The 20652-nt window shown below is 67.2% G+C and carries 21 protein-coding genes; 8 read left to right on the top strand and 13 right to left on the bottom strand.

The window, feature by feature from the left end:
• Window positions 1-73: 73 nt before the first annotated feature.
• The 3 genes from FOB72_RS27035 to FOB72_RS27025 are packed head-to-tail and all read right to left on the bottom strand — an operon-like array spanning window position 74 to window position 2822.
• Window positions 74-1051: a Bug family tripartite tricarboxylate transporter substrate binding protein gene (locus tag FOB72_RS27035; protein WP_150377453.1), complete on the bottom strand. Its 978-nt coding sequence runs from the start codon at window positions 1049-1051 to the stop codon at window positions 74-76.
• A gap of 51 nt (window positions 1052-1102) precedes the next feature.
• A complete protein-coding gene (locus FOB72_RS27030) occupies window positions 1103-1447 on the bottom strand; it encodes a hypothetical protein (RefSeq protein ID WP_150376008.1) in 345 nt (114 codons plus the stop codon).
• Between the two features lie 13 nt (window positions 1448-1460).
• Window positions 1461-2822, bottom strand: a complete 1362-nt coding sequence (locus FOB72_RS27025; protein WP_150376006.1) for an acyclic terpene utilization AtuA family protein — start codon at window positions 2820-2822, stop codon at window positions 1461-1463.
• Between the two features lie 112 nt (window positions 2823-2934).
• Between FOB72_RS27025 and FOB72_RS27020 the strand changes: the two genes are divergently transcribed.
• Window positions 2935-3819: a LysR family transcriptional regulator gene (locus tag FOB72_RS27020; protein ID WP_150376004.1), complete on the top strand. Its 885-nt coding sequence runs from the start codon at window positions 2935-2937 to the stop codon at window positions 3817-3819.
• Here FOB72_RS27020 and FOB72_RS27015 read toward each other — a convergent pair.
• The 8 genes from FOB72_RS27015 to FOB72_RS26980 all read right to left on the bottom strand — a co-directional run bounded on the left by FOB72_RS27015 (window position 3801) and on the right by FOB72_RS26980 (window position 12124).
• Window positions 3801-4577 carry an SDR family oxidoreductase gene (locus tag FOB72_RS27015; protein WP_150376002.1) on the bottom strand — a complete coding sequence of 259 codons (777 nt, stop codon included), beginning with the start codon at window positions 4575-4577 and terminating at the stop codon, window positions 3801-3803. The two genes, FOB72_RS27020 and FOB72_RS27015, sit on opposite strands and share 19 nt — an antisense overlap.
• Before the next feature lie 42 nt (window positions 4578-4619).
• Complete coding sequence (locus FOB72_RS27010; protein WP_150376000.1) at window positions 4620-5756, bottom strand: ABC transporter substrate-binding protein; 1137 nt, start codon at window positions 5754-5756, stop codon at window positions 4620-4622.
• Window positions 5757-5980: 224 nt separating this feature from the next.
• Window positions 5981-6493 carry a DUF1269 domain-containing protein gene (locus tag FOB72_RS27005; protein ID WP_150375998.1) on the bottom strand — a complete coding sequence of 171 codons (513 nt, stop codon included), beginning with the start codon at window positions 6491-6493 and terminating at the stop codon, window positions 5981-5983.
• A gap of 168 nt (window positions 6494-6661) precedes the next feature.
• Window positions 6662-8101 (bottom strand): acetate kinase, encoded by a 1440-nt coding sequence (locus FOB72_RS27000; RefSeq protein WP_150375996.1) that lies wholly within the window; start codon window positions 8099-8101, stop codon window positions 6662-6664.
• A 71-nt stretch (window positions 8102-8172) separates the two neighbouring features.
• Complete coding sequence (locus FOB72_RS26995) at window positions 8173-9288, bottom strand: hypothetical protein (RefSeq protein WP_150375994.1); 1116 nt, start codon at window positions 9286-9288, stop codon at window positions 8173-8175.
• Between the two features lie 11 nt (window positions 9289-9299).
• Complete coding sequence (locus tag FOB72_RS26990; protein ID WP_150375992.1) at window positions 9300-10022, bottom strand: C39 family peptidase; 723 nt, start codon at window positions 10020-10022, stop codon at window positions 9300-9302.
• Window positions 10019-10414 (bottom strand): hypothetical protein, encoded by a 396-nt coding sequence (locus FOB72_RS26985; RefSeq protein ID WP_150375990.1) that lies wholly within the window; start codon window positions 10412-10414, stop codon window positions 10019-10021. Before FOB72_RS26985 ends, FOB72_RS26990 begins: the two co-directional genes overlap by 4 nt.
• A 189-nt stretch (window positions 10415-10603) precedes the next feature.
• Window positions 10604-12124 (bottom strand): hypothetical protein, encoded by a 1521-nt coding sequence (locus FOB72_RS26980; RefSeq protein ID WP_150375988.1) that lies wholly within the window; start codon window positions 12122-12124, stop codon window positions 10604-10606.
• Window positions 12125-12750: 626 nt separating this feature from the next.
• Here FOB72_RS26980 and FOB72_RS26975 point away from each other — a divergent pair.
• The 4 genes from FOB72_RS26975 (at window position 12751) to FOB72_RS26960 (ending at window position 16430) form a co-directional block, all read left to right on the top strand.
• Window positions 12751-13536 carry a GntR family transcriptional regulator gene (locus FOB72_RS26975; RefSeq protein WP_150375986.1) on the top strand — a complete coding sequence of 262 codons (786 nt, stop codon included), beginning with the start codon at window positions 12751-12753 and terminating at the stop codon, window positions 13534-13536.
• Between the two features lie 86 nt (window positions 13537-13622).
• Window positions 13623-14609, top strand: a complete 987-nt coding sequence (locus FOB72_RS26970; RefSeq protein ID WP_150375984.1) for a tripartite tricarboxylate transporter substrate binding protein — start codon at window positions 13623-13625, stop codon at window positions 14607-14609.
• Complete coding sequence (locus FOB72_RS26965) at window positions 14606-15892, top strand: 3-isopropylmalate dehydratase large subunit (protein WP_150375982.1); 1287 nt, start codon at window positions 14606-14608, stop codon at window positions 15890-15892. The genes FOB72_RS26970 and FOB72_RS26965 overlap by 4 nt, the downstream gene beginning before the upstream one ends.
• 40 nt (window positions 15893-15932) lie before the next feature.
• Window positions 15933-16430, top strand: a complete 498-nt coding sequence (locus tag FOB72_RS26960; RefSeq protein ID WP_150375980.1) for a 3-isopropylmalate dehydratase — start codon at window positions 15933-15935, stop codon at window positions 16428-16430.
• Here the strand turns inward: FOB72_RS26960 and FOB72_RS26955 are convergent.
• A complete protein-coding gene (locus tag FOB72_RS26955; RefSeq protein WP_150377451.1) occupies window positions 16405-17157 on the bottom strand; it encodes a phosphoribosyltransferase in 753 nt (250 codons plus the stop codon). The two genes, FOB72_RS26960 and FOB72_RS26955, sit on opposite strands and share 26 nt — an antisense overlap.
• A 279-nt stretch (window positions 17158-17436) precedes the next feature.
• Between FOB72_RS26955 and FOB72_RS32315 the strand changes: the two genes are divergently transcribed.
• Entirely contained in the window at window positions 17437-17601 is a 165-nt protein-coding gene (locus tag FOB72_RS32315; RefSeq protein WP_191002281.1) for a hypothetical protein, read from the top strand.
• A 133-nt stretch (window positions 17602-17734) separates the two neighbouring features.
• Here FOB72_RS32315 and FOB72_RS32310 read toward each other — a convergent pair whose 3' ends face one another.
• On the bottom strand, window positions 17735-17911 hold the full coding sequence (locus FOB72_RS32310) for a hypothetical protein (protein ID WP_191002280.1): 177 nt from the start codon (window positions 17909-17911) through the stop codon (window positions 17735-17737).
• A 634-nt stretch (window positions 17912-18545) separates the two neighbouring features.
• Here FOB72_RS32310 and FOB72_RS26950 point away from each other — a divergent pair.
• Window positions 18546-18854 carry a YXWGXW repeat-containing protein gene (locus FOB72_RS26950; protein ID WP_150375978.1) on the top strand — a complete coding sequence of 103 codons (309 nt, stop codon included), beginning with the start codon at window positions 18546-18548 and terminating at the stop codon, window positions 18852-18854.
• Window positions 18855-19596: 742 nt separating this feature from the next.
• Entirely contained in the window at window positions 19597-20544 is a 948-nt protein-coding gene (locus FOB72_RS26945) for a helix-turn-helix transcriptional regulator (protein WP_150375976.1), read from the top strand.
• Window positions 20545-20652: the final 108 nt, after the last annotated feature.

Below are 20652 nucleotides of genomic sequence, written 5' to 3'. Positions count from 1 at the left end.
GTCCGGGCAACGAAAAGCCGCCGGTCTCTCACGAGAACCGGCGGCTTTTTCTCGTCCGCGCGCCGCGGTCCGCTTATTCCGGCTGGATATTGGCGGACTTGATGATGCGGCCCCACTTGGCCGATTCCTGCCCCTGGAACTTCGCCAGTTCCGCCGGGGTGCTGGTGAACACCTCGGTGCCGGTGGTCTGATAGAAGCTGGCCGCGGTTTCGCTCTTTGCCGCCTTGACGAGCATCGCGTTGAGCTTGTCCACCACGGCCGCCGGCGTCTTGGCGGGCGCGTAGGCCGCGAACCAGTAGCTCATCTCGTAGCCCTTGACCCCGGCCTCGTCGATGGTCGGGACGTCCGGTGCCAGCGGCGAGCGGCTCTTGCCCGATACGCCCAGCGCGCGCAGCTTGCCGGTCTTCACCTGCGGCAGGCCCGTCGCGGTATCGGTGATCATCATCTGGATCTGGTTGCCGAGCAGGTCCGTGATGGCCAGCGGGTTGCTCTTGTACGGCACGTGCAGCAGTTCCACATGGGCCATCTGCTGGAACAGTTCGCCCGCGATCCGCGACGACGAGCTGCCGCTGCCGAAGCTCAGCTTGCCCGGCTCCTTCTTGGCCAGCGCGATGAACTCGCCCACGGTCTTGGCCGGCACCGCCGGATTGACCACCATGATCTGGCCGCCGCGGCCGAGCGCGGTGACGGGCGAGTAATCCTTGACCGGATCGTACGGCAGCTTCTTGAACAGATGCTCGTTGGCCGCATGCGTGGTGTTCGTGGTGATCAGCACCGTGTAGCCGTCCGGGCTGGCCTTGGCGACGTCCGTGGCGGCGATAAAGCCATTGGCGCCGGGCTTGTTATCGACGACGACGGTGACCTTCGACTCGAGCGTCACGGCCTGGCCGACCGCGCGCGCGAGCTGGTCGGTCGCGCTGCCGGCCGCGAACGGCACGACGAAGCGGATCGGCTTGTCGGGATAGTCGGCCCAGGCACTGCCCATGGGCAGCACCAGCGAAGCGAGCGTGGCGGCTGCGAGCGCGAGCGGCTTGCGGGCAGCGAACAACATTGCGGACATCTTGGTCTCCTCGGGTGAATTCGTTTTATGGGGGCAACGGGCTCAGGACCCGCCGGACAATCGCGGCGGCACTGGCACCGGCATGCGCAACACCAGGAACGCGAGCGCCTTGCCGTGCGTGTCGAGATTGAGCGAGTCGTTGACACCGCCATCGAGCACGCCGTCGATCACGAAGTTCATCGCCTGCAGCGACGGCACCAGATAGCGCGTGACGGCCGTGGGCTGGCGATGGGCGAACAGGGCGCGGACGGCGTCTTCGGTCACGTGCTCGACAAGGTGATCGAAGTCGCGCGCGTCGTAGGCGATGACGCTGATATTGGAGCGGTCGCCCTTGTCGCCGGTGCGACCGTGGGCGAGCGAGTACAGGGAGGTAGTCGGCGATGGCATGACGGACTCTCGATCAGGCTACGAACGTATAGGTCGGCGACACCGCCGCGCGCGGCACCAGGCACGACATGGCATTGAGGCGGCTGCGCAGCGCCGTGCGCACGCCGCCTCCGCCTGCCGGGCCACAGGTGTATAGCGTGTTGACCTCGCGCAGCAGTGCCTGCGCGACGGCCTTGTCCTCGTGCACGAGCGCCGCGCGCAGCCGCACGTCCTGGGCATCGGCCTCGCCCGGCTGCGTGGCGGCGAGCATGGTACCCGCGTCGTCGGCGAACACGCTCAGCACGCCGATCAGATCGAAGCGAATGTGTGCGTCGAAGCCGAGCATCGTCATGCGCTTGCGCACGATATCGGCGGCCAGTCGCGCGCGCGCGGCGGCATTGGGACCCGCGTAGGAAATCTCGCCCTCGGCGATCCAGCCGCCCTGATAGAACAGGTTGGCCTTCAGTGTCTCGGTACGCGCGTGCCCGCGGATATTGCGAACGGCGACGCGGTCGGGGCCGATCTGCTCGACCGTGACCTCGCCGATATCGGCCACGACGTCGGGCGTCAGGTAGGCGCGCGGGTCGTGGACCTCGTACAGCAGCTGCTCCTTGACCGTGCGCAGGTCGACACAGCCGCCGGTGTTCGCGGCCTTGAAGATCTCGATGGCGCCGGTTTCGTCGAGCTGTGCGATGGGAAAGCCCACCGCGTGCACGTCGGGGACGTCCTTCATGCCCGGATCGGCGAAATAGCCGCCGCTGACCTGCGCGCCGCATTCGAGCAGGTGGCCCGCCATGGTCGCGGCGGCCAGACGATTCCAGTCGTCCCATGCCCAGCCGAAATGCGCCATGGCGGGGCCGACGGCGAGGGCGGGATCGGCCACGCGGCCGCATACGACGATCTGCGCGCCGTCGCGCAGCGCGTCCGCGATGCCGCGCGCGCCGATATAGGCGTTGGCGCAGACGAAGCGCGCCTCGGGAAAGCTTTCGCCCACGCGCTCGCGCAGCAGGGCACGGCCAGCGTCGCCGGACAGGTCGTCGCCTTCGACGACGGCCACGCGCGGAGCGGGCAGTTCGAGGTCCGCGGCGAGCACGGCGATGCGCCGCGCGGCGGCGCGGGGGTTGGCGGCGCCGAAATTGCCGATGATCGGAATGTTGTGCTTCAGGCAGAGCGCCAGCACGGGGGTCAGCAACTGGTCGAGCAGGGGTTCGTAACCATGCTCCGGGTCCTGGCGGCGGGCGAGTTGCGCGAGGGCGAGCGTGCGTTCGGCAAGCGTCTCGAAAATCAGCGCGGCGGGGCCGCCGGCGGCGATCAGCGTGCGAACCACGGGCAGGGCGGCGTCGGTGCGGTCGCCGGAGAAGCCGGCACCGGAGCCGATCAGCATGGGGACAGTCATGGGGTGCCTCGGGTGGAATGGCGGCGATCCCATTTTAGGCTCGGCTTCCGTGTTCCAAAAAATGGATTATTTGGATTAATCTATCGGTTTGTTGGATGAAAGGCGGCCGCCCATGAACATCTCCGTCAGGCATCTGCGCGCCTTCGTCGCGCTTGCGACGCATCGCAATTTCACGCGCGCGGCGCAGGCGTGTCATTTGTCGCAATCGGCGTTCAGCACGCTCGTGCAGGCACTTGAGGAACAGGCCGGCAGCCGGTTGTTCGAACGCACCACCCGCCATGTCGAACTCAGCGCCGACGGCCGGCGGTTCGAGGAAGTCGCACGGCGCCTGCTCGAGGACTTCGAGGCCGCGTTTGCCGATCTGCGCGACCACGCCGAGCGCCGCAAGGGCCGCGTGGCGATCGCCGCGCTGCCATCGCTCGCCGCGGGCGACCTGCCGCCGTTGCTGGCCGCGTTCCACGCACGCTATCCGGGCATTGCGCTCGAGCTCCACGACCAGCTTGCCGACGGCTGTATCGAGCTCGTCCGCCGCGGACAGGCCGACTTCGCGCTGGCGCCCGCGCCCGCGCAGGATGCCGATCTGCGCATCGAACCGCTTGTGCACGACAACTTCCACCTCGTCTGCCGCGCCGACCATCCACTCGCGCGAAAGCGCCGTGTCGCCCCGCAGGCGCTGGCCGGGCTGCCGTTCATCCAGCTATCGCGCACGAGCAGCGTACGGCAGCATCTCGATGCGGCCCTGCACCCTCTGCGCCTCAGCGGCGTGATGGAGGTCGAGCACCTGGCCACCGTGGCCGCGCTCGTCGAAGCAGGACTCGGCATCTCCGTAGTGCCCGCGCTCGCGCTGTTCCAGTTCCGCCGCGAGGCGCTCGCCATCCGTCCGATGCAGATGCCGCAGCTCGTGCGCGATATCTGTCTTGTCCGGCTAAAGGAGCGCGGCGACTCCTCGGCCGCCGCGGCCATGATCGAAATGCTGCGTCAGAAGTGGCCGAGATAGCCACCATCGACGGCGATGACCTGCCCGGTCACGTACGACGCGGACGGCGAGGCGAGGAACACGGCCGCGCCCGCGAGTTCGGACGGCTGTCCCCAGCGGCCCAGCGACGTACGCTGCCGCAGCCACGCGTCGATCGACGCGTCGGCGACCATCGCCTTGTTGGGTTCGGTGGCGAAGTATCCGGGCGCGATCGCATTGACGGTAATGCCATGCCGGCCCAGATCGGCCGCCATCGCGCGCGTGAGCGCATCGAGGCCGCCCTTGGTGGCGGGATACAGCACGTCGTTGGCGCGCGCGACCTGACCCGCGATCGACGTGACATTGATGATGCGCCCATAGCCATGCCGCTGCATCGGCACCGACGCGTGGCGGCAGAGCGCATAGGGCGCGATCAGATTCGTCTCCAGCATCGCGCGCATGTCGTCGGCATCGAGGTGCGCCATCGAGTTGCGATGCCGCGCGCCGGCGTTGTTCACGAGGATATCGAGCCGTCCATGCGCGGCGTCGATGCGCGCGAACGCGTCGGCCACAGCCGCCTCGTCGGTGATATCGAGCACGAGCGATTCCGCGGCCAGCCCCTCGGCTTCAAGTTGCGCGACCGTCTGTGCCACGCGCTCCGCATTGCGCGCGCAGACGAGCACATGCGCGCCCGCGGCGGCCAGGCCGGCCGCGATGGCCTGGCCGAGTCCCTGCGCGCCGCCCGTCACGAGCGCGATCCGGCCGGTCAGCGAGAAAGGAGAGGAAGGTGACGTTGCCATCGGGCAACTATACCGCAGCACATCGGCGTCACCGGGAACCGCCTATCGAATCAGCTTGCCCGTCGAGGACACGATCGACATCTCGACGAACGACGAGCCCGTATGTCGCGTGGGGCTGTAGCTGATGAGGATGCCACCGAGGTCGTAGTCGCGCAGGTTCTCGAGCGCGCTCACGAGCTTCTCGCGCGTGGGCTCGGGCCCGGCGCGGCGCAGCCCTTCGACGAGCACCTTGGCGGACATGAAACCCTCCATGCCGGCATTGGTCGGCTCCACGCTCTGCTGGCGCGCCAGGCTGCGATACTCGCTCGCCAGCGTCATCTGGCTCGAGTTCGTGCCCGGGACCACCTGCGTGATGATGAGCCCGCGGCCGTCTTCGCCGAGGTCCCTGATAAACGAGTCGGCCGCGTTGTTCGACAGCGTCACGAACTGCGCCTGGCTGCCGCCACGCTTCATGTCGCGAATGACGCGCGCCGCTTCCGCGCCGGAGCCGATCACGAGCACGGCCTGCGGATTGGCCTTGTTCAGCGTGGCCACGCCCTGGCTGATATCCCCCATCGGCCGCGCATAGGATGCCGCGCCAGCGGGCTGCACGCCACGCGCCTGCAGGGCGGTGGTAAAGCCTTCGTACACGTCCTGCCCGAAGCCGTCGTTGGCATAGAAGATCGCGATGCGCGTCATGCCCGAGGTGGCCAGATGATTGATCGCGCGTGCCACTTCGTCCTGATACTTCGCGCGAACGTTGAACACGTAGCGGTTGACGGGACGATGCAGCGTGATGGCGCCCGTGAGCGGCGCGACCAGCGGCACCTTCTCGGCAGAGATCAGCGGCAGGATGCTTTCGTTCTGCGGCGTGCCGCGCACCATGAACAGCGCGAACACCTTGTCTTCCTGAATCAGCTTGCGCACGTTGTCCGGCGTGCGTTTGGCGTCGAAGCCGTCGTCATACGTGACCAGCTCGATCTTGCGGCCGTTGATGCCGCCCGCGGCGTTCACGGTGTTCAGATATACCTGCGCGCCCGATATCTGTTCCTTGACCGACCCGGCCACGGGCCCGGTAACACCCGCGGATTGACCGATACGAATCGTGTTCCGGCCGATGCCGGGCTCGGCGCTGACGGTATGTACGGCAAACCCCAGCGCGGCGGCAAGCATGCCCCGCGCCATCCATGATGCGCTCATTGTCTGACCCCTCCCGCGCCATTGGTGGCACGAATCGCCTGCGTGTTTATTTGTTTTCCGCTGCGCGCGAACGGGCGTCACGTTGCATGACGCGCGTCCACGAGTCGCAAATTACCGCAAACGAGTAAGAAGGTGCAAACTTCCGCGCCGCGCGCGAGGTGCCGATGTTGCAGTGACGGCACACTGCACCGCAACATCGGGCGCGATGACGGTCAGGGGTACGCTCAGGGGAACGCCGGTACCGCGGGATCGAGGCCGCCGAAGCGGGCTTCCGGATGCGTGGTACGCAGCAGCGCTTCGATTTCCTCCACGCGGCCGCGCGGCACGTCGACCATCAGCAGGAATCGGCCTTCCTCGATGTCGCGCTCGAACGCGCGCAGCCGGCTGTTCGGCGCGGAGCTGCCGATCATGCTCGAGGCCCATGCGCCAAACACCGCGCCGAGCACGGCGAGTACCCCGACGAGGCCCCATTGCGGCGTATCGCTGACGATGGGGAACATCGCCACCACGACACCGGCGACGATGCCCACGGCACCCCCGAGCATGAGGCCCATCTCCGCCGCATGCACGATGTCCGAGGTCTGGAACAGGTTGGCCTCGTGCAATCCGTTCATGTCGGTGCCGTCGCGCGCGACGAAGTGGATATGTCGAGTTTCGATGCGCGCGAGCAGGAGGTCGTCCATCGTTCGTCGCGCGCTGGGCAGGTCGGGCAGTAACCAGAAGATTCTTTTGCGCATGGCTATTCTCCTCGGTCAGGCCGCCCCCCGTTCTTGAGGTGATCCGTCGTGCGGGACGGTTAGATCCGTTTTACGCCGTCGGCTTTGCAAGCGCAAGGCGCATACGGCGCGAGGGGTGATGCAGGTCACGCAAGCGCGCCACGCATCACCCCTCGCACGTCACAACGGTCAGAACGTGATAGGCAGGCGCAGTGTCACCGTCAGGTCCGGCGTATCGCGCGTCAGGCCCGCGCCCACCGACAGGTTGAGCGTGTAGCGCTGATTGAAACGGTACGAGTAGCCCACGAGCAGCGTGCCCTGCGTGATCCGCACCGAGCCCGGAATCGTCTGACCGTTCAGTTTCGTCGGCCAGATGATGCTCTGGTCGTAGCCGATACTGAACGAGGCATGCTCGTTCAGCGAGAGGCCCATGCCGAAGTTGAACTGGAAGATATCCCCCGGCGAGATCTTGCCCAGGAACTCCTTCTCGCCGTTCAGCACCGTGCGGCTGACGTTGTCGCGCGCGAAGTTGTGCAGATAGCTGAAGGTGCCGAAGAACACTGCGGGATCGGTCGGCAGCAGCCACGTCACACCTGGCTGGACCGCCTGGAAGCCGGTGCCGGTCGGCATGCCCAGGGGCAGGCCCGTGCCGGTGGTATTGCTCACGCAGCGTGTCACGCAGTCAGTGACCACTTCGAACGGATCCTTGCCGGTATTGGACTTGTAGCGGAACCAGCCGATGAAGTACGGCATCTTCTCGTTGCCGTAGTTCAGCTGGTAGCGCAGGGTCGCTTCGACGTCGCCAAGGCCGCTGCCGCTCGCGTTGAACACGTTATCGACCGCGGTACCGGTGAAGACCTCGCGGCTCACGGTCTGCCCGCTCGTATGCACGTATGGCACCTTCGCTTCGATCTCGAGCCGCTTGGTGATGCCGTAGCGCAATGCGACCGCGCTCAGGTATGTCGTGGTCTTGACCTCGCGCACGTCGATCAGGCCGATGAGCACGGCAGGGATCACCGAGTAGCCGACCAGCGCGACGCGATTGTTCGACGAGTAGCCGTACTGGAAGCTCGGTTCGACGACGATCTTGCCCTGCGGCGTGAGCACGCCCGGCTGATCGAAGATCGGCGCGATTTCCGGAGGGCGGCCGTCGGACTCGGGCGGACGGCCGACGGGTTCCTCGACCGCGGGCCCCGCCATCGATTCCCCGGCCTGCGCGCCCTGGGCACTGCCGCGCCCGCCCGGCTGCACGGCCTGCGGCGCTTCCTGCTGCGCCTGCATGCCCTGTTGAACGGTGTTGTTGATCTGTGTCGCGCTCGAGCCGGCTCCGGCCGCCGCGGCGCTGGTGGCCGCGTCGCTCGGGGTACGCTGGCCCCCGCGCTTGCGCGCGAGTGAATCGTTGGTCATCACGTTGCGCAATTCGCGGATGGTGGCTTCCTGTTCCGCAAGTGCGCGCTTCATCTGCTCGAGCTGTCTGGCTTGTTCCGCCAGTTCCTTCTGCAGGCTTTCGAGCTTGGCCACGCCTGGTGGCCCGCCATCCGGGACGGTCTGGGCCTGGCTCAGACCGCCGAGCAGCAGCATCGTCGAGCAACCGGCAAAGCCGATGCCCTGCAGCGAACGCTTCTTCATGACGTCTCCCTCCCCCGGGACGGGCTGATTTGCAGGAGCCCGCTACCTGATTGCCTGTATCGACTGGGCGCTTACCTCATGCGCTGAATCACGCTGTTCAAGGCTGTGTTGGCGACTTGCGCCCGGAATGCGGCGAGCGTGTTCACGCTCGCGCTGATCGTCATCAGGCTCTGGATGCTTTGGTTGTTGAGCGTATTCTGGATGACGGTCGCTGGCATGTTCGCCATCGCACCTATGTTCGCGGTATTGCCCGTGCCGTTCTGCACGACGTTCGACAATCCGTTCGTCGCCACCGTGCCCGTGGCGGTAGCCACGATGCTCGTCGGCAGCCCGCTCGCGCCGGTCGCCGAGGCGGACGCGCCCGTCGCGGGACCGCTGCTCGCCGACGCGCTGCTGCCCGCCGCGCCGGTGGCGGCGGCCACGGCGCCCGCGGCGGTCGCCTGCGCGGCGGCGCCAGCTTGTCCTGCCTGTGCCCGTGCATCGGCAGCAGCCGCGTTTGCCGCGGCAACCGCGCTGTTGGCCGCCGTGTTGGCCTGGGCGACGGCGGCGGCGACACCGCCAAGCGCCTGTTGCAGCTGCGCGGCCTGCGCCGCGGTGATGCGGCTCACGTCAGGAATCGAAATGCTGGTGGCCACGGCAAGCGAGCCATTGACGTAGACCGCGCGATCGATACCGAAGCCGACCTGCAGGCCGCCGACATCGAAGCCGCCGCGCGCCTCGTCGAGCTTTGCGTGCGCAACCGGTTTCCATTTGGCCATGTCGTTCCGCGCGTGGGCCACGCGCGCGGGTTCGCGCTCGGCGAGGTCCATGGCCTTGGCCATTTCGTCCCGCGCGCGGCGCGCGACGGGTGGGGCCGGCGGTTCCGCGGCCACGGCGGCAAGCAGCGCGAGTGCGTCGGCACGGGCGATGGCGGGCACGGCAGGGGGAACGGCGGCTGTGGACGGCAACGGCTCGGCCAATGCCATCGGAACAGGGACGGCGACGTCGATGGGCGCGGCGACGGCCTCTTCGGCCAGGCCCGTGCTGATCGACGCTGGCGTCGCGGCAAGGTCGGGGTTGACGGTCTCCGTCCCGCCGATGCTCGCCTGCGCCTGGCCGGCACAGGCGAGTCCCGCGCCAAGCAGCATTGCCGCCGCGGCCGGAACCGCCGCGCGGCGAGGCGCGTGTGATGCGGTTGTCTGAACCATGATGATGTTCCTCAGAAATCGCTGGCGCCATGCTTGGGCATGACGGTGAAGAACAGACTGTCGCGGTTGACTCCCATTGAGTATGGACCTGTTGGCGCAACACGCCAGTCGGCCGCGAGATTGAAGCGGGCGTTCTCGGTGCGGTTGTGGATCACGAACAGCAGGTTGCTGTCCCAGATCCGTTCGAAGTGCTCACGCTCGAGCGCGCGCGTGCCGCGTGCCGGATCTCCGATCAGCACGCGATTGCCTTTGACTCCCTTCACCACCACGAAATGGTGATAGCCGTTCTCGACGATCAGTACGATCGCCGGGACCTGCGTTTCCTCGAGCTTGGACAGCGGCACCTCATAGCCATCCGCCAGAAAGCCGCGCGATTCGAGAAAACGCTTCATGTCGAGCAGCGAGAATCCCTCGGCGCGAATCTTCGCCTGGTCGCCATTGACGTACATGTTGGCGAACACGACCTGCTCGGTCACGGGATAGCCGTACTGATAGGTGAGCAGCGTGGCCACGGCAGCCGAGCCGCAGCTGAAGTCGAACTGCTGCTTGACGGTTGTGCGGAAGCGCGCCTCGCGCAGGCTCGTCACGGGCACCGTATAAACGTTGCCGTTCTGGCCGGGAAGCTGGATCGTATCGGCGCGCGCCACGGAGGCGAGCGGTGCGGCGGCGAACGATCCCACGATGGCGGCGGCCGAAGCCGCGAGCCACAGCATACGGCGCGCGCGCGTCTTCATTTGAACTGGACGTTGAGAATCGTTGCGTTCTGGATCAGCACGTTGGACCCCGTGTTCTGGATCACGGTCGGCAGACCCGCGGAATTGGCGAACGAACCGTCGGCAATCGCGTTGCTGCCCGACCTGACGTTGATCGCGGCGTTATCGGCAACGGTGCCGTGCAGCTTCATGTCGTTGACCACGGTTTCAGCGCCGCCCCGCACGCCCTCGAGCTTCTCGCTCGACACCGCCCGCGCGGACGCGGCGAAAGGATTGGGCCGGTTGACGGATTCGGTAGCCGATGTCGATACCGATGCGGATGCCACCTCGTCCGGCGGACCGGCAGTGGCATGCAGCGCTGGCCAGGCCAGCAGGGCCGTCACGGTGATGACGGCAAAGCGATGCGCTCGCATGGTGCGTCTCCTTGATTCCCCGCGCGCGGGCCCGTCGGGACCTTGTGCGATGGAACGGTCAGGCTTCTCCGAGCCTAACCGTCACGCGCGCGAGCGAACACGCGGCGTGACGGCCCAGTCGTACGCTTGTCGCGGCGGCACCGGCCGGAAGCGCCCGCGAGGACGCGGCCCGGTCGATGCCGTCCCGCATCAGCGGCCGACCGACAGGTTGGCCTGCACGTTGACGCTTTGTTGCACCAGCGAAGAGATACCGCTGTTCTGGTTGGCGATCATGATGCCCGCCGCCGATTGACCGACACTGGTCATGGCGTTGGACATGTTGAACGAGCCGGCATCGACCATGTTGTAGCCGCCGTTGCCGCCAGCGCCACCGACCGCACCGTTGCCGGCGCCGCCCGTACCGCCCATGCCCGTGCCACCCGCGGCGCCAGCGCCGCCGGCACCCGACGTTGCGCCCACCGCGCCGTTGCCGGCCGTGGCGCTACCGTTCGAGGCCATCGACGTTGCGCTGCCGTTGGTCGCCGCACCGCCAGCACCGCCCGCGCCCGCCACGCTCGTTTGCGCGCCGCCCGCGCCGCCCGTTGCCGTGGCCGCGCCAGCCGTTGCAGCCCCGGCAGTCGAGGTCGCCGCGCCGCCAGCACCGCCGGTGCTCGTGGCCGCGCCGCCGGTCGAAGTGGCCGTGCCGCTTGCGCCCGCACCGCCCGCGCCGCCCGTGCCCGTGCCCGCGCCCGCCATGGCCGTGGTGGCACCGGTCGTACCGGCACCGCCCGCGCCCGCGGTGGTCGAGGTGGTACCGCCAGCGCCATCGCCACGTTCGCTGCCACGGCTGCCGCCGGCCGCGCTCAGGCCGCCGAGGGCACCGCTCGCGCCGAGGGCGCTGCCGCCCAGGCCCGCTGCGTAGCCACCGCGGCCGCCGTCGCCACCGGCTGCGCCGGAGCCGCTGCTGCCGCCGCTGCTGCTGGACCGGCCACCATTGCCGCCAGCGCCGAGGCTCGCCGTCAGGGCGCTGCCGCCGCGCGACGAAGCGTTGCCGCCGTCGCCGCCATAACCGCTGGCGCGGCCGCCGTCACCACCGATACCGGCCGTTGCGCTGCCGTTGGTCACGCCGCCGGCAGTGGCGCTGCCGTTGGTCGCCGAGCCGCCATTGCCGCCGGCACCGCCGTTGCCGCTGGCGCCACCGTTGCCGCCGTTGCCGCCGGACCCGCCATTGCCCGTGCCGCCGTAGCCGCGGCCGCCCGCGCCGCCCGTGGCGCCGTTGGCATTGCCGCTGTTGGTGGCATAGTTGCCAATGTTGCTGACGGAGTTGCCGGTCACCGTGCCGCTCAGCTTGGACAGCGCGATCGCCTTGCTCGAGTTGAACGCGTTGCTGAAGTTCGCGGTCGCGGTGCTGCCGTTCGCGGCTGCGGCGGTGCCGAAGCCATCGACGTCGAGGTTCGCGCGGTTGGTGGTGGTGTTACGGGTGCTGGTGCTCGTCTTGTTGGACGTCAGCATCACCGTGTTGGTCTTGGTTTCGGTATTGGACTTCGTCTCGGTGTTGGAGTAGCTCTTCGTCTCGGTGTTGGTGTTCGTCCTGGTGCTCGTGTGCGTGCTGCTGTCCGTTGCAGTCTGCGTATTGTTGCCGTCGCCCGAATCGTTTCTGTTCGACTGCGCGAGGGCTTGACCTCCAATGAAGGTCAGTGCGATCGCCGACGCGATTAATGTCTTTTTCATACGATGCTCCCAGGAAGTTTGTTCAGCGGCTCAGCTCCAGCAGCGCTCTCGAGAACGATGGCTGAAGGTTCCGGTCCGGCAAGACGCCAAACCAGCCTCCACTTGCGCATAATCAATGCCAGCGCTCGCTAACACGCTTGTAATGCCTTGAAATACAAGACGTACCGAGTGGTCACACCCGCTTCGGACACCGGAATTTCCTCGCCTTCGCACGCCACGGTCCTGTGAACCGCACTAGACATGTCACACCGCTGTGACAGCGCTTTTGCCCAGACCCGTAGGCCTCTCGCCGCAATTCCGCGAAAAGGCCGTTTATTCAAGGATTTAGCGGAAGGCTTAGGGGAAAGCCCGCAGCCCCTGACGCGGTTTCGGCAGTGAAACAGCGAGGGCGGCGGTGTGCTGGCGAACGCATCGATGTCTGCTTTGACGAACGGCGCGCATGCAGATATATCGAACGCAGCCAGCGCGCCGATATGGAAATCCGGCCGATGCGACGTTGCAACAGAAACGCGAGCGGGCCTGCACGGCGAGCCGAACGGCGCGCGAGATTCATGCTAGGCTCTATGTCTGATTTACAGTACATTAGTGGCGTTCGGACATGTCAGCGCTGATCGCCAAGGCATACCATGAGTGAAGCCGTCGTTCCCCTGTATCACCAGATTTACGTGGTGCTCCGCCAGCAGATCGTCGAAGGCCGATTCGGCCAGGGTCCGCTGCCCGGTGAAATCGACCTCGCGAAGCAGTTCCACGCCTCGCGCGTGACGATGCGCCGCGTGTTCGATCGCCTCGTACAGGAAGGCCTGGTCCGCCGTCATCGCGGCCTCGGCACGTTCGTGAATCCGCATCCGGTCAAGCCGGCGGTGGCGGCCGAGGAACGTTCCACGAGCAGCCTGCTCGGCCATATCATCGACATGGGCGAGAAGACCTCCGTCAAGGTGGTATCGATCGACGAGGTCCACGCCACCCCCGACGTCGCCGAAGCGCTGCAGCTGCAGGTCGGCGATGCGGTCGTGAAGGTCGTGCGCGTGCGTCATTACCGTAATCGCCCGCTGTCCCATATCACCGCGTATCTTCCCGCGGAGCTCGGCCGCTCGATTACCCGCAAGGATCTCGAGACCACGCCGATGCTTCGCCTGATCCAGAACACCGGCGTCGAACTCGGGCGCGCCACGCAGGTGCTGACCGCGCGCCTGGCCGACGTGGTCGTGGCCCCGCTGCTCGACGTGCCCGTTGGCGGCGCGCTGCTCGCGGTGCGCCGGGTGGTGCTGGACAAGGCCGGCCGACCCGTGCAGTTTCTGCTCGGACAGTATCGGCCCGATCGCTATGAGTACCGCATGGAGTTGTCGCCCATGGGCGGCGACAGCGCCAACGTCTGGGTCGAGAACGAAGCGCGTACCGGACTGCGCGACTAGGACGGGCGCACGCGCCCACGTCTTTCCCGGCGCTGTTTCGCGCGAGATACTGTGCACTCCCTGATCGCTGTCGAGGAGCCTTCGTCATGCCAGTCGTTCGTCCCGCCTCCTGGGCGCCCCGTCTCGCCTGCCTTGCCCTGGTCTCGCTGATGCCGCTCGCGCAGGCGGCGCACGCGGCCGTCGCAGGCGGCAAACCCATCCGCATACTCGTGGGCGCGCCCGCCGGCGGTACGACGGACACGCTGGCGCGCACGATCGCGCAGGAGATGTCGCGGGAGCTCGACCAGCCGGTCGTCGTCGACAACCGTCCCGGTGCCGGCGGCAATATCGCGGCGGACCTCGTCGCCAAGAGTCCGGCCGACGGCACCACGCTGCTGATGAGCTTCACGAGCCATACGATCAACGCGACGCTCTACAAGAAGCTGCCCTTCGATCCGATTCAGGATTTCACGCCGATCACCCTCGTGGCCACCGTCCCGAGCGTGCTCGTGGCCACGCCCAGGCTGCCCGCCAACAATATTCCCGAGCTGATCCGGCTGGCGCGCAGCGAACCCGGCAAGCTGAACTTCGGCATCGGGGCGGTCGGGTCGTCCGTCCATCTGGCCGGCGACATGTTCAAGATGATGACGGGCACGTACATCGTGAACATCCCCTACAAGGGCACGACACCAGCGCTCACCGACTTGCTCGCGGGTCAGGTCGATCTGATGTTCGCGAGCACGCTGAACGTGGCGGGGCACGTGAAGGCCGGACGGCTGAAGGTGCTCGGCGTGACGAGCCCCACGCCGTTGCCGCAGTTCCCCAATGCGCAGCCGATCGGTGCGACCGTCAAGGGCTTCGAGTCGAGCGCGTGGTTCGGCCTGTTCGGGCCCGCGAACCTGCCGCCGGAACTCACGCAGGCGATCTATCAGGCGGCGCGCCACGGCCTCGACACGCCCGACGTGCGCAAGCGCCTCGAGGCGGATGGCGCCCAGCCCCAGGCCATGCCGCCCGAAGCATTCGGTAATTTCGTGCGGCAGGACGTCAAGCGCTGGGCCACCGTGGTCCGCTACTCCGGAGCCCAACCCGAATGACACGGTCCGCCACGCTCGCGCAGAAACTCGTCGCGCGCGCGGCCGGCGTGCCGCATGCCACGCCGGGGACGGTCGTGATGTGCAAGGTCGACCTCGCGATGTCGCACGACTCCAGCGGACCGCGACGCGTCGCACCGATGCTGCGCGAACTCGGCGCAAAGGTGTGGGACCCCGAGAAGTACGTCGTGGTGACCGACCACTACGTGCCCGCCGGCGACGCGGAGGCCGAGCAGATCGTGCGTTTCACGCGCGACTGGGTCCGCGAGGCGGGGCTCCGGCATTTCATCGACGGCGAGGGCATCTGCCATGTCGTGCTGCCCGAGCGCGGGCACGTGCTGCCCGGGCGCTTTATCGTCGGCGGGGACAGCCATAGTCCCACCGGCGGCGCGTTCGGCGCGTACATGTTCGGCATCGGCGCCACCGAGATGGCCGGTGTGCTGGCCACGGGCGAGATCTGGCTACGCGTGCCGCAGACCATCCGCCTCGAGTGGCATGGGCAGCTTGCGGACGGTGTCTGCGCGAAAGACATGATGCTGTTCCTGTGCGCGGAGCTCGGCCTTGCAGGCGGCCGCTACGAGGCCATCGAGTACACGGGCGACGCCGTGGCCGCGCTGCCGATGCAGGAACGCATGACGCTGACGAACATGAGCACCGAGCTCGGCGCACAGACGGGGCTGATCGCGCCCGACGCCACGACGCTCGCGTGGCTCGCGCAGGCGGGCGTCGATGCGGAACGGCTTGCCGCGCTCGATCTCCCGCACTGGCGCAGCGACGATGACGCGCCGCTGCTCGCGCATCATCGCTTCGATGCCTCGCGCCTCGCGCCCCAGGTCGCGGCGCCGCACTCGCCGGCCAACAGCGCGGCCGTCGACATGGCGGCCGGCACGCCGATCGACATCGCCTATCTGGGCGCCTGCACGGGCGCCAAGCTCGAGGACCTGCGCATGGCCGCGCGCGTACTGCGCGGACGCCGGGTGGCCCAGGGCGTGTCGCTGCGCGTGGCACCGGCCTCGCTGCGCGACCAGCAACAGGCGGCCAACGAAGGGACGCTCGCCGCGCTGATCGACGCCGGCGCCGAACTGCTGCCAAACGCCTGCAATGCCTGCGCGGGCTATGGCGCCACGCGGTTCCCCGAGAACAGCCGCGCGATCGCCTCGACGGCGCGCAACTTTGCCGGACGCATGGGCGATGCCGGCAGCGCGGTATGGCTGGCATCGCCACTCACCGTCGCGGCGACGGCCGTGACGGGCCGCATCACCGATCCGCGCGCGTTGCTCGCGTGACGGGTTTCCGCCGACCCTTGCCAACCGCCATTTGCATCGCATGACCCCTTGCACATCCACCGGCCGCATCTGGCGCTTTGGCGACAACGTCGATACCGACGCCATGGCGCCGGGCGCGCATATGAAAGGCGGCATCGACGCGCTCGCCCGGCATTGCCTCGAGAACCTCCGGCCGGAGTTTCCCGCCGGCGTGCGTCGCGGCGACGTGGTGGTCGGCGGCGCGAACTTCGGCATGGGCTCGTCCCGCGAGCAGGCGCCGCAGGCGCTGCGGCATCTCGGCGTGGCGGCCGTCATCGCGCCGTCCTTCGCCGGGCTGTTCTATCGCAACGCGCTCAATCTCGGGCTGCCCGTGCTCGTCTGCCCCGATACGGCACCACTGGCCGACGGGCTCGACGTGACTTTCGATCTCGATCGCGCCGCGCTACGGCTTGCCGACGGCACCGCCGTCGCCTGCGAGCCGGTGCCCGACTTCCTGCGCGAGATGCTCGCCGCGGGCGGGCTCGTGCCGCACCTCAAGGCGCGCCTGGGCCCGCAGTGACGCCACGCGGCATCGACGGCTGCGGCGACACCTGCGGGGGCCGCAATGGCGGCCACATGGCGGCCTCGCGCATCAGGGCCATCGCCTCGTCGTCGCTGGTCTGCGTGAAATCCAGATAGTAAGCACCCACCGCGCCGAATTCGGGCGGGGTGTTGAGGCAGATCACCGCGTCGGCAACCGATGCCAGCGTTAACAGGCCCTGCATGGCACCCACGGGCAAGGCCGCCACGACCCCGGCGGCACCGGCCGCTCGCACGCTGGCGAGCGCCGCGCGCATCGTCGCGCCGGTCGCCACGCCGTCGTCCACGACAATCACGTGCCGGCCCGCGAGCGCGGCAACGGGACGTCCCTGGCGGTATCGCTGCTGTCGCCGGCAGATCTCGTCGAGCTGGCGCCCGCGTTCGGCCGCGAACATCCCACTCTCCACGGCGCGGCGGGCCCAGGTATCGTCATTGGTCACCGTAAAGGGTGGCCGGCCCTCCATGCTGCCCTCGACCACGGCACCGAGCGCGAGCTCCGGGTAGCCCGGCGCGCCGATCTTGCGGACCAGGAGCACATCCAGCGCGGCATCGAGCGCGCGTGCCACTTCGAATCCCACGGGCACGCCGCCGCGCGGCAGCGCCAGGACGAGCAGATCGCCCCGGCCGGCATAGCCGAGCTCCGCGAGGCGGCGGCCGAGATAGCGGCCGGCTTCGCGACGGTCGGCGAAGCAGGGCGGAAACTGCATGGGCGGCGTCATGGCGATCCCCGGACGGTGTCACCCAGCCACTATAGACCTGTCGCGGACGTGCGCGGCCGCACATTTCGGTTATTGCGTGGAATGCACTATCGGACCGATAGGCAAACACGATTGATAAGAGATCTGAAACAGTGTTTTCAGCGACAGGGCGATGATCTCCGCGGCCGGGTTGATTAGCATCGAGTCGTGGCGGATACCTCCGCCCTCCAGACTACCCGGCACAACCCCTCGGACCCACCCGGTCCGACAACCGAAGAGAGCGATATCGTGAATCCGCAAACTCATAACCGGACCGACGCAGAAGCCAACCGTTTCGACCTCGAACTCGACATTCCCTTCGGCTCGCTGGAAGCAGCGGCCATGGCGGAGCTACCGTACACGTTCAGCCAGTCGGGCACCTGCACCCGCTACTACAACGAATACTTCGGCTGAGATCCCAGGCGGAAATTTCCAGGGCGGCTGGCCGTTTCGCGGCCAGCCGCCCCGGTGCCCTGTGAGTACATCGCATAGGGCAAAAACCTGTCGGACAGATCGTTGCCGGACGGATGATGACCGGTCGCCGTGCTCAGGGTCCCTGGGCCTGCTCGATGGGCGCCACATACTCGGCGCGAGCGGTGACATCGCCAATGTGAGCGCGCGCGAACTGCGGCACGGTCAGCGGGTTGAGCCCTTCGAGCGCCTGCAGGATCAGCACGATGAACATGACCGGCATGACGTCCTCCCTGGGGAATACGGCGGTCACGATGGCGCAAGCTTCATGCCATCGCCGGGGTACCGCGCCACGCGCGCCATGACGCGACGTGGGGCGTAAGAGGGATAATGCCACCATTCCGGCGCACCGGCGCGGGGAATGCCCCGACCGCGCGCCGTCCGCTTTCCTGTCTCGTTTCTTCCCCTTGCGTACCCGTTTCTGCGTGGCTGCCGTTTGACGCGGCCGCATCGATCGCGACCGCGATCCCCCTCCAAACCTTGCAGCAGTCATTTCCGATGTAACGCCACATTATTGGCGCCCACACGTCGGACCCGCTTCGCAACGCCTCCGTCACATCCCCGCCAAGCCTTGCCCCACAAGGGCTGGCGGGTTGCAGGAACACACGCCCGAAGACCTCTGACCAGGCAGATATCGTGAGAAACAGCCTTACAAGTGCAACCGCGCGGGCAGCGGACGCCTCGCTACATTGAAGCCGTGTTCAACGCGTCCCGTACATGGAGCCCAAATGAAACGCGCCATTGCCCTGGTGGTCCTGCTGACCGCCGCCACGTCCCTCCTGTCGGCATGCATCGTCGTGCCGCCCGACGGCCCCCACTATCACCGCGGTGACCGTTACCGCTATTAAGCCGACGCCCGTTCAACGTCGATCGAAAGGAGCCACATCATGAAACGCCAGCTTATGCTTGCCGCCGCCATTCTCGCCGCTGGCGGCGCCTTCGGACTGATCGCACCGGCGGAAGCCTATGGCCCGCCCGCCTACACGCACGCCCCGCCCCCGCCCCGTGCCGAAGGCCGGCCGATGGCGCGCCCGGGACAGGTCTGGGTGCCCGGCCATTACGTGGGCAACCGTGGCGGCTATCAGTGGCGCGGCGGCTATTGGCAGAACGCGCGTCCGGGCTATCGCTACGTGCCGGAGCGCTGGGTCCAGACACCGCGCGGCTGGGTGTTGCGTCCGGGCCGCTGGGTACGCTGACATGACGGTGTCTGACATCGCGCCGCGATGTCAGACCGCCTTCATCCACGGTTGGATTGAAGCGCGTTGCAATGGCCGGAACGAAAGCGGCGCGTCCGCATCCGCGCGCGGCGCGCCTCATCCGGCAGCACGAAGCGGGACTCATCCTTACGAACTAGGCCGCATGTATCCCCCACTCGCGCAGTGATACCGATTCGGACGACAGTGCATTTTTTTCATTGGTTTCATCATTGCGTCATGAGTCGACACATTTACAAATCAAATGCCCCGAAGGGGTGAGAATTCGTTATTCATTGTGCCTCTGGCATTTTGAAGAGTTGCAGTATTGACACGACTTGCACGACCCCTGTTTCACGGATGCAACCGACCGTGCAGGCCCCGTCAGATGCTGTCGGACATACACTGGCAACCAAACGAACTAGGGCACGCCCTTGTCGCCGAGGGATTATGAGTTTTAGTTCATTCAGCCCTGACTCCTCCCGAAATCCGGTCGCTTGCTTTCAGTCGGACCAGCCCATAAGATGAATTTAATCCGATTTAGGAGCGAGATTTTTCGGGTTCGGGTTCGGGTCATACTTCCGGTCTTCGCGAACAAGTCCATCCATACAAGGGGACATCGCCTGACACGGAAGCACGGGTTATCGGCTGGAACGGCGGAAGCGCGATGCGTCCGTCCTGTCTGAAGAGAACCCGCACGCAAAGCGCCCCGCATGCCTGCCCACCAACGGGGAGTGAAAAAAGAATGAACGCCTTGCTGATCGAGGAGCACCCGCTATTGCGGCTCGGCCTCCTGCAGATGCTCGAAAATATTCAGGAATGGGGACATGTGCTGGCGACCGCGCCGGCAGACCTCGCGCGACTGGACGCGCAGCATTGCAATCCGGATCTCATGGTGTTCGGCATGCCCGCCGATACCGCCGCAGGCTGGCAACAACTCGAATTCGCCCGCGATCGGCTTTCGCCCCAGCGCATTCTCGTTCTGACGGACACGCTGCCGCTGCATCTGCCCTGCGCGGAAGCCGCGCGCGGCATCTGTGGATGCCTGCCGAAGTCCGCATCGCTCGCGGTGATCGAGGCGGCCATCCGCCTGGCCATCTCGAGCGTGCATGGACTGGTGTTCTCGGGCGAGTCGGCGGCGTCCACCACGGCACTGACCACCGCACCGGCCGCATCGCGTTCCGCGCTGCCGGCCACACCATCGCTCGCTTCCGCCGCGCCGCTGCCACTGACCTCTACCGTGCAGGCGGACCCGCATGCGCTCGCCGCATGCGCCAGTACGCCGCGCGCGGCACTGCGCGGCGCCGTGAGCCAGTCGGTCCTGCCGCAGCCCGGCACCGAGGACGAGCCCAGCTACGACGAGGCGGAGATGCTCAAGATCACGCCGCGTCAATATGAGGTACTCGTGTTGCTCGCGCGGGGCTATCCGATCAAGACGGTCAGCCGCATGCTGAATATCTCGGTGGCCACGGTGAAGAGCCATGCCTGCACGCTGTATCAGCGGCTCAAGGTCCGCAACAAGGGAGAGGCCGTCTACGCAGCGTTGCAGCGTGGCGCGACACTTGAGTGGGTGAGCGGCGACGAGCGCATCGTCAGCGGCGACGAACGCATCGCGCGCGATAGCCGGCCGCGGCCGGTGATTGCCAAGCGTAGCGACGGCGCCGGCTACGAAAGCACCGCCCTGCCTCTCTGAAGCCACGACGTCCCTGTCGTCCCGCACGGGCGCGCCGCATGGAAACATGCGGCGCGCCCGTGTGCATTTTCGGGCCGCGCTTTCACTGCCCTCGCACCGCCAGTGCAC

The sequence above is a fragment of the Cupriavidus pauculus genome (assembly GCF_008693385.1).
GTDB lineage: Bacteria > Pseudomonadota > Gammaproteobacteria > Burkholderiales > Burkholderiaceae > Cupriavidus > Cupriavidus pauculus_D.
The sequence above is the reverse complement of the archived record's forward strand: the minus strand, read 5'-3'. Positions and strand labels throughout refer to the sequence as shown.

Excerpts from the sequence above, each read along its gene's own strand:
- FOB72_RS27035 (WP_150377453.1), bottom strand. The coding sequence starts at position 1,051 with ATGTTGTTCGCTGCCCGCAAGCCGCTCGCGCTCGCAGCCGCCACGCTC.
- FOB72_RS27030 (WP_150376008.1), bottom strand. The coding sequence starts at position 1,447 with ATGCCATCGCCGACTACCTCCCTGTACTCGCTCGCCCACGGTCGCACC.
- FOB72_RS27025 (WP_150376006.1), bottom strand. The coding sequence starts at position 2,822 with ATGACTGTCCCCATGCTGATCGGCTCCGGTGCCGGCTTCTCCGGCGAC.
- FOB72_RS27020 (WP_150376004.1), top strand. The coding sequence starts at position 2,935 with ATGAACATCTCCGTCAGGCATCTGCGCGCCTTCGTCGCGCTTGCGACG.
- FOB72_RS27015 (WP_150376002.1), bottom strand. The coding sequence starts at position 4,577 with ATGGCAACGTCACCTTCCTCTCCTTTCTCGCTGACCGGCCGGATCGCG.
- FOB72_RS27010 (WP_150376000.1), bottom strand. The coding sequence starts at position 5,756 with ATGAGCGCATCATGGATGGCGCGGGGCATGCTTGCCGCCGCGCTGGGG.
- FOB72_RS27005 (WP_150375998.1), bottom strand. The coding sequence starts at position 6,493 with ATGCGCAAAAGAATCTTCTGGTTACTGCCCGACCTGCCCAGCGCGCGA.
- FOB72_RS27000 (WP_150375996.1), bottom strand. The coding sequence starts at position 8,101 with ATGAAGAAGCGTTCGCTGCAGGGCATCGGCTTTGCCGGTTGCTCGACG.
- FOB72_RS26995 (WP_150375994.1), bottom strand. The coding sequence starts at position 9,288 with ATGGTTCAGACAACCGCATCACACGCGCCTCGCCGCGCGGCGGTTCCG.
- FOB72_RS26990 (WP_150375992.1), bottom strand. The coding sequence starts at position 10,022 with ATGAAGACGCGCGCGCGCCGTATGCTGTGGCTCGCGGCTTCGGCCGCC.
- FOB72_RS26985 (WP_150375990.1), bottom strand. The coding sequence starts at position 10,414 with ATGCGAGCGCATCGCTTTGCCGTCATCACCGTGACGGCCCTGCTGGCC.
- FOB72_RS26980 (WP_150375988.1), bottom strand. The coding sequence starts at position 12,124 with ATGAAAAAGACATTAATCGCGTCGGCGATCGCACTGACCTTCATTGGA.
- FOB72_RS26975 (WP_150375986.1), top strand. The coding sequence starts at position 12,751 with ATGAGTGAAGCCGTCGTTCCCCTGTATCACCAGATTTACGTGGTGCTC.
- FOB72_RS26970 (WP_150375984.1), top strand. The coding sequence starts at position 13,623 with ATGCCAGTCGTTCGTCCCGCCTCCTGGGCGCCCCGTCTCGCCTGCCTT.
- FOB72_RS26965 (WP_150375982.1), top strand. The coding sequence starts at position 14,606 with ATGACACGGTCCGCCACGCTCGCGCAGAAACTCGTCGCGCGCGCGGCC.
- FOB72_RS26960 (WP_150375980.1), top strand. The coding sequence starts at position 15,933 with ATGACCCCTTGCACATCCACCGGCCGCATCTGGCGCTTTGGCGACAAC.
- FOB72_RS26955 (WP_150377451.1), bottom strand. The coding sequence starts at position 17,157 with ATGCAGTTTCCGCCCTGCTTCGCCGACCGTCGCGAAGCCGGCCGCTAT.
- FOB72_RS26950 (WP_150375978.1), top strand. The coding sequence starts at position 18,546 with ATGAAACGCCAGCTTATGCTTGCCGCCGCCATTCTCGCCGCTGGCGGC.
- FOB72_RS26945 (WP_150375976.1), top strand. The coding sequence starts at position 19,597 with ATGAACGCCTTGCTGATCGAGGAGCACCCGCTATTGCGGCTCGGCCTC.